This is a genomic window from Escherichia sp. HH41S (genome assembly GCF_009820115.1).
Classification (GTDB): Bacteria; Pseudomonadota; Gammaproteobacteria; order Enterobacterales; family Enterobacteriaceae; genus Escherichia; species Escherichia coli_F.
In genome coordinates this window covers 1-12,364 of sequence record NZ_VNXE01000004.1, presented here as the reverse complement: position 1 = coordinate 12,364, position 12,364 = coordinate 1, and the positions used below count along the sequence as shown (strand labels likewise).

The 12,364-nt window shown below is 50.5% G+C and carries 9 protein-coding genes and 1 pseudogene; 7 read left to right on the top strand and 3 right to left on the bottom strand.

What is annotated here, in order from left to right:
* Window positions 1–212: 212 nt before the first annotated feature.
* From narU to FQZ95_RS00885, 6 genes are all read left to right on the top strand, one after another.
* Window positions 213–1,601 carry a nitrate/nitrite transporter NarU gene (gene narU, locus FQZ95_RS00910; protein WP_105277757.1) on the top strand — a complete coding sequence of 463 codons (1,389 nt, stop codon included), beginning with the start codon at window positions 213–215 and terminating at the stop codon, window positions 1,599–1,601.
* 94 nt (window positions 1,602–1,695) lie between these two features.
* A complete protein-coding gene (gene narZ, locus FQZ95_RS00905) occupies window positions 1,696–5,436 on the top strand; it encodes a nitrate reductase Z subunit alpha (RefSeq protein WP_160529776.1) in 3,741 nt (1,246 codons plus the stop codon).
* Window positions 5,433–6,977: a nitrate reductase subunit beta gene (gene narH / locus FQZ95_RS00900; RefSeq protein WP_000702545.1), complete on the top strand. Its 1,545-nt coding sequence runs from the start codon at window positions 5,433–5,435 to the stop codon at window positions 6,975–6,977. Before narZ ends, narH begins: the two co-directional genes overlap by 4 nt.
* On the top strand, window positions 6,977–7,672 hold the full coding sequence (gene narW / locus FQZ95_RS00895) for a nitrate reductase molybdenum cofactor assembly chaperone (RefSeq protein WP_001166338.1): 696 nt from the start codon (window positions 6,977–6,979) through the stop codon (window positions 7,670–7,672). The genes narH and narW overlap by 1 nt, the downstream gene beginning before the upstream one ends.
* Entirely contained in the window at window positions 7,669–8,349 is a 681-nt protein-coding gene (gene narI, locus FQZ95_RS00890) for a respiratory nitrate reductase subunit gamma (RefSeq protein WP_000617115.1), read from the top strand. Before narW ends, narI begins: the two co-directional genes overlap by 4 nt.
* A 79-nt stretch (window positions 8,350–8,428) precedes the next feature.
* On the top strand, window positions 8,429–9,322 hold the full coding sequence (locus FQZ95_RS00885; protein ID WP_160529775.1) for a PhzF family isomerase: 894 nt from the start codon (window positions 8,429–8,431) through the stop codon (window positions 9,320–9,322).
* 95 nt (window positions 9,323–9,417) lie between these two features.
* On the opposite strand, the gene nhoA is transcribed toward FQZ95_RS00885, so the two are convergent.
* A complete protein-coding gene (nhoA, locus tag FQZ95_RS00880) occupies window positions 9,418–10,263 on the bottom strand; it encodes an N-hydroxyarylamine O-acetyltransferase (protein ID WP_160529774.1) in 846 nt (281 codons plus the stop codon).
* 174 nt (window positions 10,264–10,437) lie between these two features.
* On the opposite strand from nhoA, the gene FQZ95_RS00875 reads away from it, so the two are divergent.
* Window positions 10,438–11,007, top strand: coding sequence for a flavin reductase family protein (locus FQZ95_RS00875; RefSeq protein WP_032184209.1), 570 nt, complete (start codon window positions 10,438–10,440; stop codon window positions 11,005–11,007).
* Window positions 11,008–11,398: 391 nt separating this feature from the next.
* On the opposite strand, the gene FQZ95_RS00870 is transcribed toward FQZ95_RS00875, so the two are convergent.
* Complete coding sequence (locus FQZ95_RS00870) at window positions 11,399–12,034, bottom strand: hypothetical protein (RefSeq protein WP_032184207.1); 636 nt, start codon at window positions 12,032–12,034, stop codon at window positions 11,399–11,401.
* Window positions 12,035–12,247: 213 nt separating this feature from the next.
* Window positions 12,248–12,364: pseudogene (locus FQZ95_RS00865) on the bottom strand (ISAs1 family transposase); the annotation flags it as partial.

Sequence of the window (12,364 nt, the reverse complement as noted above, 5' to 3'; positions counted from 1 at the left end):
TTAACCCCCGTTTGAAGGTTAGCCTGTTAGTTACATTTAGTAACACATATCTGTCTGCTTAATCCCCATTCTGCCCCCGCGGTTACACTTTCTTATCTATTCTTTCAATCAGCACTTCACCTAATTCATCCTTAATTCTAATAACTGGCTATTGCGCCTTACCTCCTGTTTTGTCTTTTTTTCATTACCAATGTGTACATGTGAGGAACAATATGGCACTGCAAAATGAGAAAAATAGTCGTTATCTTTTGCGCGACTGGAAACCAGAAAACCCGGCCTTCTGGGAAAATAAAGGAAAGCATATTGCACGAAGAAACCTCTGGATATCAGTCAGTTGTCTACTTCTTGCCTTCTGTGTCTGGATGCTATTTAGCGCAGTTACTGTTAATCTCAATAAAATCGGTTTTAATTTCACTACCGATCAACTCTTTTTATTAACCGCATTACCCTCCGTTTCTGGCGCATTATTGCGTGTCCCCTACTCCTTTATGGTGCCTATATTTGGTGGACGCCGATGGACGGTTTTTAGTACTGCAATCCTGATTATTCCTTGCGTCTGGCTCGGAATTGCCGTGCAGAATCCGAATACTCCTTTTGGGATATTTATCGTTATCGCTTTGCTATGCGGTTTTGCAGGTGCGAACTTTGCTTCGAGCATGGGCAATATCAGTTTCTTCTTCCCAAAAGCCAAACAAGGGAGCGCACTTGGGATTAATGGCGGATTAGGAAACTTAGGTGTAAGTGTGATGCAGCTGGTTGCACCGCTGGTCATTTTTGTACCCGTATTTGCCTTTCTCGGCGTCAATGGAGTACCGCAGGCCGACGGTTCGGTGATGTCGCTGGCGAATGCCGCATGGATTTGGGTGCCATTACTGGCGATTGCCACTATTGCCGCCTGGTTAGGGATGAATGATATCGCCAGTTCACGCGCGTCAATCGCCGATCAATTGCCTGTATTACAACGTCTGCATCTCTGGCTGCTCAGTCTTCTCTATCTCGCCACCTTCGGTTCGTTTATCGGTTTTTCTGCGGGTTTTGCCATGCTGGCGAAAACCCAGTTCCCGGATGTGAATATTCTGCGTCTGGCGTTCTTTGGCCCATTTATTGGTGCCATCGCGCGGTCGGTTGGTGGTGCTATTTCCGATAAATTCGGCGGCGTGCGGGTGACGTTGATCAACTTCATTTTTATGGCGATTTTCAGCGCCCTGCTGTTCCTTACCTTACCGGGCACAGGCTCCGGTAATTTCATCGCATTTTACGCCGTCTTTATGGGGCTGTTTCTGACCGCTGGTCTGGGAAGTGGTTCTACTTTCCAGATGATCGCTGTCATCTTTCGCCAGATAACGATTTATCGCGTCAAGATGAAAGGCGGCAGCGATGAACAGGCTCAGCGGGAAGCGGTCACCGAAACGGCGGCAGCATTGGGCTTTATCTCAGCCATTGGCGCAGTTGGAGGCTTTTTTATTCCGCAGGCGTTTGGCATGTCGCTCAATATGACCGGCTCGCCGGTAGGTGCGATGAAAGTGTTTTTGATCTTCTACATCGTTTGTGTGCTGCTGACCTGGCTGGTTTATGGTCGGCGGAAGTTCAGCCAAAAATAAGAAATCGATGCCTGACACGTCTTATCAGGCTACAACCGTGTCGCATCCGACAAGGCATCAGATCCCAATTCATTCCTGGAGCAGGAGTTATGTCATGAGTAAACTTTTGGATCGCTTTCGCTACTTCAAACAAAAGGGCGAAACATTTGCCGATGGTCACGGCCAGGTGATGCATAGCAACCGCGACTGGGAGGACAGCTATCGCCAGCGTTGGCAGTTCGACAAAATCGTGCGTTCCACTCACGGCGTTAACTGTACAGGCTCCTGTAGCTGGAAAATCTACGTTAAAAATGGCCTGGTGACCTGGGAAATCCAACAGACCGACTACCCGCGCACTCGCCCTGACCTGCCCAATCATGAACCTCGCGGCTGCCCGCGTGGTGCAAGTTACTCCTGGTATCTTTACAGCGCCAACCGACTGAAATACCCGCTAATACGTAAACGACTGATTGAACTGTGGCGCGAAGCGCTCAAGCAACACAGCGATCCGGTACTGGCGTGGGCATCGATTATGAATGATCCGCAAAAGTGCATGAGTTACAAGCAGATACGCGGACGCGGCGGTTTTATCCGCTCCAACTGGCAAGAGCTAAACCAGTTGATTGCTGCCGCTAACGTCTGGACCATCAAAACCTACGGCCCGGATCGCGTTGCCGGTTTCTCGCCGATTCCAGCCATGTCGATGGTTTCTTACGCCGCCGGAACACGCTATCTGTCGCTGTTAGGTGGCACCTGTTTAAGCTTCTACGACTGGTATTGCGACCTGCCGCCCGCCTCACCGATGACCTGGGGCGAACAAACCGACGTGCCAGAATCTGCCGACTGGTATAACTCCAGCTATATCATCGCCTGGGGGTCTAACGTACCGCAAACGCGCACACCAGACGCCCACTTCTTTACCGAAGTACGTTACAAAGGTACCAAAACTATCGCCATTACCCCGGACTACTCTGAAGTAGCCAAATTGTGCGACCAGTGGCTGGCACCGAAACAAGGCACTGATAGCGCCCTGGCAATGGCAATGGGCCATGTGATTTTAAAAGAGTTCCATCTCGATAATCCCAGCGACTATTTTATCAATTACTGCCGCCGCTATAGCGACATGCCGATGCTGGTAATGCTTGAACCGCGCGACGATGGCAGCTACGTTCCCGGACGGATGATCCGTGCATCTGACCTGGTGGATGGGTTGGGCGAAAGCAACAATCCGCAGTGGAAAACCGTGGCAGTTAATACTGCGGGTGAACTGGTGGTGCCTAACGGTTCGATTGGTTTTCGTTGGGGCGAAAAAGGCAAATGGAACCTGGAATCTATCGCCGCCGGAACAGAAACTGAGTTAGCGTTAACCTTGCTCGGTCAACACGACACTGTTGCAGGCGTGGCCTTCCCCTACTTTGGCGGCATTGAAAATCCACACTTTCGCAGCGTAAAACATGATCCCATACTGGTGCGCCAGCTTCCGGTGAAAAATCTGACGCTCGCCGATGGAAGCACTTGTCCGGTGGTTAGCGTTTATGATCTGGTACTGGCAAATTACGGCCTCGATCGCGGGCTGGAAGATGAAAACAGCGCGAAAGATTACGCTGAAATTAAACCTTACACCCCTGCCTGGGGCGAGCAAATTACCGGCGTACCGCGCCAGTATATTGAAACCATCGCCCGTGAATTTGCCGATACCGCCCATAAAACGCATGGGCGCTCGATGATTATCCTCGGTGCTGGCGTCAACCATTGGTATCACATGGACATGAACTACCGTGGGATGATCAACATGCTGATCTTCTGCGGTTGTGTCGGGCAAAGCGGTGGCGGCTGGGCACATTATGTCGGTCAGGAAAAACTGCGCCCGCAAACCGGCTGGCTGCCTCTGGCCTTTGCACTCGACTGGAACCGACCACCGCGCCAGATGAATAGCACCTCGTTTTTCTACAATCACTCCAGTCAATGGCGCTATGAAAAAGTCTCTGCTCAGGAGTTGCTCTCGCCGCTGGCCGATGCCAGCAAATACAGCGGTCATCTGATTGATTTCAACGTTCGCGCCGAACGTATGGGCTGGCTACCTTCTGCGCCGCAGCTGGGGCGTAACCCGCTCGGGATTAAAGCTGAAGCCGACAAGGCCGGATTATCCCCCACAGAATTAACCGCCCAGGCGCTGAAATCGGGCGATTTACGCATGGCCTGCGAACAACCCGATAGCGGCAGCAATCATCCGCGTAATTTGTTTGTCTGGCGTTCTAACCTGCTTGGCTCCTCCGGCAAAGGCCACGAATATATGCAGAAGTATCTGCTGGGAACCGAAAGTGGGATTCAGGGTGAGGAACTCGGTGCCAGCGACGGGATCAAACCAGAAGAAGTCGAGTGGCAAACTGCGGCGATTGAAGGCAAGCTCGACCTGCTGGTGACGCTCGATTTCCGTATGTCCAGTACCTGCCTGTTCTCCGATATCGTTCTGCCCACCGCCACCTGGTACGAAAAAGACGATATGAACACCTCGGATATGCATCCGTTTATTCATCCGCTTTCTGCGGCGGTCGATCCGGCGTGGGAATCACGCAGCGACTGGGAAATCTACAAAGGTATTGCCAAAGCATTTTCGCAAGTGTGCGTAGGGCATCTTGGCAAAGAAACCGACGTGGTATTACAACCCCTACTGCATGACTCTCCGGCAGAGCTTTCGCAGCCGTGTGAAGTGCTCGACTGGCGCAAAGGGGAATGCGATCTGATCCCGGGTAAAACCGCGCCCAATATTGTAGCGGTGGAACGCGACTACCCTGCTACCTATGATCGCTTTACCTCGCTCGGGCCATTGATGGACAAACTTGGCAACGGCGGTAAAGGGATTTCGTGGAATACCCAGGATGAAATCGATTTCCTCGGCAAACTCAATTACACCAAGCGTGATGGCCCGGCACAGGGGCGACCGCTGATTGACACCGCCATTGACGCATCAGAAGTGATTCTGGCGCTGGCACCGGAAACCAACGGTCATGTTGCAGTCAAAGCGTGGCAGGCGCTGGGCGAGATCACCGGACGCGAACATACCCATCTGGCGCTGCACAAAGAGGACGAAAAGATCCGCTTTCGCGATATTCAGGCACAGCCGCGTAAAATTATCTCCAGCCCCACATGGTCCGGTCTGGAAAGCGATCACGTCTCCTATAACGCGGGATACACCAACGTTCATGAGTTAATTCCGTGGCGCACGCTGTCGGGACGCCAGCAGCTTTATCAGGATCATCCGTGGATGCGTGCCTTTGGTGAAAGTCTGGTGGCTTATCGCCCGCCTATCGACACCCGTAGCGTCAGCGAAATGCGCCAGATACCGCCAAACGGCTTCCCGGAAAAAGCACTTAACTTCCTGACGCCGCACCAGAAATGGGGCATTCACTCAACCTACAGTGAAAACCTGCTAATGCTGACGCTCTCTCGCGGTGGACCGATTGTCTGGATCAGCGAAACCGATGCCCGTGAATTGACCATTGTCGATAACGACTGGGTGGAAGTGTTTAACGCCAACGGCGCGCTGACTGCCCGCGCGGTAGTCAGCCAACGTGTACCGCCGGGTATGACCATGATGTATCACGCTCAGGAACGCATTATGAATATTCCTGGTTCGGAAGTAACCGGCATGCGCGGCGGCATTCATAACTCGGTCACCCGCGTTTGTCCGAAACCAACGCATATGATTGGCGGTTACGCGCAGCTGGCCTGGGGCTTTAACTACTACGGCACCGTCGGCTCGAACCGCGACGAATTCATCATGATCCGCAAGATGAAAAACGTTAACTGGCTCGATGATGAAGGTCGCGATCAGGTACAGGAGGCGAAAAAATGAAAATACGTTCGCAAGTCGGCATGGTGCTTAACCTCGATAAATGTATCGGCTGCCATACCTGTTCGGTGACCTGTAAAAACGTCTGGACCGGACGCGAAGGCATGGAGTACGCATGGTTTAACAACGTCGAAACCAAACCGGGCATTGGTTATCCGAAAAACTGGGAAGATCAGGAAGAGTGGCAAGGCGGCTGGGTGCGTGATGTGAATGGCAAGATACGCCCGCGTCTGGGCAGCAAAATGGGCGTAATAACCAAAATCTTCGCCAACCCGGTGGTGCCGCAGATTGATGATTACTACGAACCTTTCACCTTCGACTACGAACATTTACATAGCGCGCCAGAAGGTAAACACATTCCTACTGCCCGCCCGCGTTCGCTGATTGACGGCAAACGGATGGACAAAGTGATCTGGGGGCCAAACTGGGAAGAACTGCTGGGCGGTGAGTTCGAAAAACGCGCTCGCGACCGCAACTTTGACGCCATGCAAAAGGAGATGTACGGTCAGTTTGAAAACACGTTCATGATGTACCTGCCGCGCCTGTGCGAACACTGCCTCAACCCCAGCTGTGTGGCGACCTGTCCCAGCGGCGCGATCTACAAACGCGAAGAAGACGGTATTGTGCTCATCGACCAGGACAAATGCCGTGGCTGGCGTTTGTGCATTAGCGGTTGTCCGTACAAAAAAATCTACTTCAACTGGAAAAGCGGTAAGTCAGAAAAATGCATCTTCTGTTATCCGCGAATTGAGTCCGGTCAACCGACCGTTTGCTCAGAAACCTGCGTGGGTCGTATTCGCTATCTTGGCGTGCTGCTTTACGACGCCGACCGCATCGAGGAAGCGGCGAGCACCGAACGCGAGGTTGATCTCTACGAACGTCAGTGCGAAGTGTTCCTCGATCCGCACGATCCCTCAGTGATCGAAGAAGCCCTGAAACAAGGTATTCCACAAAACGTGATTGAAGCTGCCCAGCGTTCACCAGTCTACAAAATGGCGATGGACTGGAAACTGGCGTTACCGCTGCACCCTGAATACCGCACCCTGCCGATGGTCTGGTACGTTCCTCCGCTGTCACCGATTCAGTCCTATGCAGATGCGGGCGGCTTGCCGAAAAGCGAAGGCGTGCTGCCCGCCATCGAAAGCCTGCGTATTCCGGTGCAATATCTCGCCAATATGTTGAGTGCCGGTGATACCGGTCCGGTACTGCGGGCGCTGAAACGGATGATGGCGATGCGCCACTATATGCGTTCACAAACCGTGGAAGGTGTTACCGATACCCGCGCCATTGACGAAGTAGGCCTGAGCGTCGCCCAGGTCGAAGAGATGTATCGCTACCTCGCCATTGCCAACTATGAAGACCGTTTTGTCATTCCAACCAGTCATCGGGAAATGGCGGGTGATGCCTTCGCAGAACGCAACGGCTGCGGCTTCAGCTTTGGCGACGGTTGCCACGGCTCAGACAGCAAATTCAACCTGTTCAACAGTAGCCGTATCGATGCCATCAACATTACCGAAGTGCGCGATAAAGCGGAGGGAGAATAATGCAGATCCTCAAAGTGATCGGCCTGTTGATGGAGTACCCGGACGAGCTGTTGTGGGAGTGTAAGGACGACGCGCTGGCATTAATCCGCCGCGACGCGTCGATGCTCACCGATTTTGCACTCGACCTGCTCAACGCGCCGCTGCTGGATAAACAGGCCGAATGGTGTGAAGTGTTCGACCGCGGGCGCACCACGTCGCTGCTGCTGTTCGAACATGTTCATGCCGAATCCCGCGATCGAGGCCAGGCAATGGTGGACCTGCTGGCGGAGTATGAAAAGGTCGGTCTGCAACTGGATTGTCGGGAACTGCCCGATTATCTGCCGCTGTACCTGGAGTACTTAAGTGTGCTGCCGGACGATCAGGCAAAAGAAGGCTTGCTCAACGTTGCGCCGATCCTCGCCCTGCTTGGCGGACGCTTAAAACAACGCGAGACACCGTGGTACGCGTTATTTGACGCCCTTTTGCAACTGGCAGGAAGTCCCCTGTCAAGTGACAGTGTCACAAAACAAATTCGTAGTGAAGAGCGTGACGACACCCGCCAGGCGCTGGATGCGGTGTGGGAAGAAGAACAGGTGAAGTTTATTGAAGATAACGCCACGGCGTGTGACAGCTCGCCGCTTAATCAATATCAGCGACGCTTTAGCCAGGATGTCGCGCCACAATATGTCGACATCAGTGCGGGAGGTGGGAAATGATTCAGTATCTGAACGTCTTTTTTTACGATATCTACCCATACATTTGTGCGACGGTGTTTTTCCTTGGCAGCTGGCTGCGCTATGACTACGGGCAGTACACCTGGCGCGCCTCCTCGAGCCAGATGCTCGATAAACGCGGGATGGTGATATGGTCGAATCTGTTCCATATCGGCATTCTGGGGATCTTCTTCGGGCACCTGTTCGGCATGTTAACGCCGCACTGGATGTACGCGTGGTTTTTGCCAGTGGCAGCGAAACAACTCATGGCGATGGTGCTCGGCGGTATTTGCGGTGTGTTGACGTTGATTGGCGGTGCAGGACTGCTGTGGCGCAGGCTGACAAATCAGCGTGTGCGTGCTACTTCCACCACGCCGGATATCATCATCATGAGCATATTGCTGATCCAATGTTTGTTGGGGCTAAGTACCATACCGTTTTCAGCACAGTATCCTGATGGTAGCGAAATGATGAAACTGGTGGGTTGGGCGCAAAGTATCGTCACTTTCCGTGGAGGATCGTCAGAAATGCTTAACGGCGTAGCGTTCGTCTTCCGCCTGCATCTGGTATTGGGAATGACCATCTTCCTGCTCTTCCCGTTCACCAGATTGGTGCATGTGTGGAGCGCGCCGTTTGAGTACTTTACTCGTCGGTATCAGATTGTGCGTTCGCGGCGATAATTTTCACCCTGGCCGGATAGCCCTTCGCTCTCCGGCCACTTGCAGGCTATGATAGTTCTCCAGCCACAGGAGAACGTTAATGAAACCGCAGGTTTATCACGTCGATGCTTTTACCTCACAACCGTTTCGCGGCAATTCTGCCGGTGTTGTTTTCCCCGCCGATAATCTCAGTGAAGCGCAAATGCAGCTTATTGCGCGGGAGCTAGGCCATTCGGAAACTGCTTTTCTGCTGCACAGTGACGACAGCGATGTGCGCATTCGCTACTTTACGCCAAAGGTTGAAGTGCCAATTTGCGGTCACGCGACGGTGGCAGCGCACTATGTACGTGCAAAGGTGTTAGATTTAGGAAATTGCACGGTCTGGCAAACGTCACTGGCAGGAAAACATCGCGTGACTATCGAAAAGCACAACGATGATTATCGTATTTCGCTGGAACAAGGTACGCCGGGCTTTGAGCCACCGCTGGAAGGTGAAACACGTGCGGCGATTATCAACGCGCTTCATCTCACTGAGGACGATATTCTGCCAGGCTTGCCGATCCAAGTGGCAACCACAGGACACTCAAAAGTGATGATTCCACTGAAACCGGAAGTGGATATCGACGCCCTTTCGCCTGACCTTGCTGCGCTGACCGCAATCAGCAAGCAGATTGGCTGCAATGGTTTTTTCCCGTTCCAGATCCGCCCTGGCAAAAATGAAACCGATGGTCGTATGTTCTCACCAGCGATAGGTATTGTGGAAGATCCGGTGACCGGGAATGCCAATGGCCCGATGGGCGCATGGTTGGTACATCACAACTTACTACCCCACGATGGCAGCGTGTTGCGTGTTAAAGGCCATCAGGGGCGCGCATTGGGGCGTGATGGTGTAATTGATGTGACGGTGACAATTCGAGATAACCAACCGGAGAAAGTCACCATTTCTGGCACAGCGGTGATTCTTTTCCATGCTGAATGGGCCATTGATTTTTGATACCGTTGCCTGATGCGCTTCGCTTATCAGGCCTACAACCGGGCTAATGTGGGCCGGTTGTAGGCGTTTACGCCGCATCCGGCCCCTGGCACAAACTATTTCCCCGCCTCCGGATGCGTATCAAACGCCGCCATCACCAACGCCAGTTCATCCACGGTAAAGCCATGCTTTGCGTCACCTACGCCCAGACCAAACTGCTCCTGCATCACGGCATATAACGACGCCACATCCGCTAGATTTCGCTGCTCCACCGCGTGCCCATTTTCATAATGGGTAAAATGAAAATTGGTCAGTGTCAGTTTGCCACCGTCCGGCAAATGGCGGCACATCAGCAAATGATGGCGAAAATGCGATTGCGGCCAGTGCGCAGACCAGAAATTGCCCATTACATAATCGCTTTGTTGCTGCTCGCAGAGATCAAAACGGTACATCGACTGCCAGTGCTGATGATGATTAAACTGCAACACCCAATCATCACCCTCCTGTAACAACCGATACTCTCCGTGTGGCGTGATCTGCACGAGATCGGGAACTAAACGAATCGGCGCGGTTAGCGTCTGTCCACCGAAACCGACATCAGCAATCCATTTTTCCCCTTCCAGTTCCACCAACAACAAACGATGGGTGCGCGGCGGTAATGCTGGCGGATTAGATAACACTACGCGCCCTAACAGACTGCGTACCTGAAAACCCAGCTCGCGTAACACCCGCTCAAACACGCCATTCTGCTCAAAGCAGTAACCACCACGCCGGGCGAGCACCAATTTCTCTTCCAGCGATTGATCATCAAGCTGCATTTCCCTCGGCAGCAGAACATCGAGATTTTTAAATGGAATGGTGCAATTGTGTTTCAGGTGTAATGCACGAAGCGTATCGATATTGACCGCAGCCGCTCCCGACCAGTTAATGCGGGCAAAATAATGATTCAGAATGGGCGTCATCAGGCGTTTCCGTTTGTGGTTTTCTCAATTTATAACCTGGAATAGACGCCGCACCGGCTATTTTGTGCGATCGCGGACATGCATCACGTTCGCAAATCGCCAATCCCGTTAATTTCGTTACTTATTGCGTTACGAGCTACGCTTTTAAAACAACCTTCTTAGCGAGGCGATACCGTGAGCCGATTCATCCCCGTCGAATTACACCATGCCAGCCGTCTGTTAAACCACGGCCCCACAGTTTTGATAACAACTTTTGATGAAAAATCACAGCGACGTAATGTGATGGCTGCGGCCTGGTCGATGCCGGTGGAGTTTGAACCGCCACGCATAGCGATTGTGGTAGATAAATCGACATGGACCAGGGAGTTGATTGAGCGTAACGGTAAATTTGGCATTGTAGTCCCAGGTGTTGCAGCGACTAACTGGACGTGGGCGGTGGGAAGTGTCTCGGGTCGTGAAGAAGATAAATTTAATTGCTATGGCATTCCGGTTGTGAAAGGTCCGGTGCTTGGATTGCCGCTGGTTGAAGAGAAATGTCTGGCATGGATGGAGTGTCGATTGCTACCAGCGACTTCTGCGCAAGAAAAATACGATACGCTATTTGGCGAAGTGGTATCGGCAGCGGCAGACGCACGAGTATTTGTCGAAGGCCGCTGGCAGTTTGATGATGACAAACTCAATACACTACATCATTTAGGTGCTGGCACGTTTGTTACCAGCGGCAAGCGAGTCACCGCGGGATAAAGAATCATATGCAGCAACCAAGTTGCTTAAGCAATTTTCCATATGAGTTAAAAACATATTTTATCTCACGATTGCATATTTTTAGTGAAGATTAATTTATCCTCACCAACATCATAGTAATTGCGTATTATCGCCTCATTGATAAAGCCCTGTTTTGTATAAAATGCGCGGGCGGCACTAAAATCGATATGGCTAGAGATCTCTACTAAAAGTAGTCTTGCGTGATTGGGACAGGTCAAGAAAAAGCAGTTTTGCAGTTTTTTATTTCAGGGCACAGTTGCGAAAATTGAATACCGTATGGACTAATGTGAGAAAATTCCGAGGTATGACTGTTTTGATATAGTGGACAATCAAGCGTCTCGAATTAACAATGAATTTCAGGTGCCAAGCCTTACAATTTGTAGCATGACGGATATAGGACAACATTAGGAAATCGGACAGAAAATTCATTATAATAAAATGACAACTTATCTCTTTCTCTCACGTTCTGTGAAATTTCACAAAAGTATAAACTGAGCCAATATGCCTTTATATATAAAAAATACTCATGTTTATTATTATCGGAAAAAGCCAAGATTTGATTAAGGCCATCAAAAATATCTTTCTCATGATCTATATGTACTCTTGATGATTTTACAATATCTTTTAATTCGCGGTAAATCTTATTAAATAGCGCAACCGATTCACTGTTATTGAATCCATAGTTGATAAAAAGACATGATTTAACATCCGATATTAGTAAGTCGTCATAATCTATCTCAATTCCACACAATTTCACGATATACTCAGCTATAGTATTACTTTGCAAGGACTCAACAACTGACAGTAAAACAGATGGATGCAATAATATTTCAAGAAGACTTCTGTCGATATTTTTATACACATTTATTGCAAATTCATCACTCGTCCCATCGATGATGTCAGATATTAAAAAAAATACATACTCGGGGAGTTCATACCACATATTAATTTTAATAATATCACGACACATATCTTCTAACTGTTGTAATCTATTACCTTTATTCATAACAACCTTAATATTATATGGAATCTTTGGCGGAATCTTCTTACTCCGCGGAATTTTACTAAAGCTTTGTTAGATAAAATATGCGTATCACTGACAGCATGTTATTAATTCACTCTGGTGTTATTTGACAAAAATACCCCCTCCTGTTTTCACCTCTTTGTATTTATGATAATTAAGGGGAGTGCTAATTTAATATAAACACCCAGGGCAAGATTACGAAAGCCCGCTCCCCGCAAGGACTGACGCCAGGTAGTTTCTGTCCATGGCTGCTTTTCGCATCTTACGTCTTAACCCTGCCTTGAATACCTTATCATTCGTCAAAATATTAAT

What these genes read in the sequence shown, in the direction of transcription:
- narH (WP_000702545.1), top strand. Translation starts at nt 5,433, where the DNA reads ATGAAAATACGTTCGCAAGTCGGCATGGTGCTTAACCTCGATAAATGT.
- narU (WP_105277757.1), top strand. Translation starts at nt 213, where the DNA reads ATGGCACTGCAAAATGAGAAAAATAGTCGTTATCTTTTGCGCGACTGG.
- narZ (WP_160529776.1), top strand. Translation starts at nt 1,696, where the DNA reads ATGAGTAAACTTTTGGATCGCTTTCGCTACTTCAAACAAAAGGGCGAA.
- FQZ95_RS00870 (WP_032184207.1), bottom strand. Translation starts at nt 12,034, where the DNA reads ATGAATAAAGGTAATAGATTACAACAGTTAGAAGATATGTGTCGTGAT.
- nhoA (WP_160529774.1), bottom strand. Translation starts at nt 10,263, where the DNA reads ATGACGCCCATTCTGAATCATTATTTTGCCCGCATTAACTGGTCGGGA.
- narI (WP_000617115.1), top strand. Translation starts at nt 7,669, where the DNA reads ATGATTCAGTATCTGAACGTCTTTTTTTACGATATCTACCCATACATT.
- narW (WP_001166338.1), top strand. Translation starts at nt 6,977, where the DNA reads ATGCAGATCCTCAAAGTGATCGGCCTGTTGATGGAGTACCCGGACGAG.
- FQZ95_RS00885 (WP_160529775.1), top strand. Translation starts at nt 8,429, where the DNA reads ATGAAACCGCAGGTTTATCACGTCGATGCTTTTACCTCACAACCGTTT.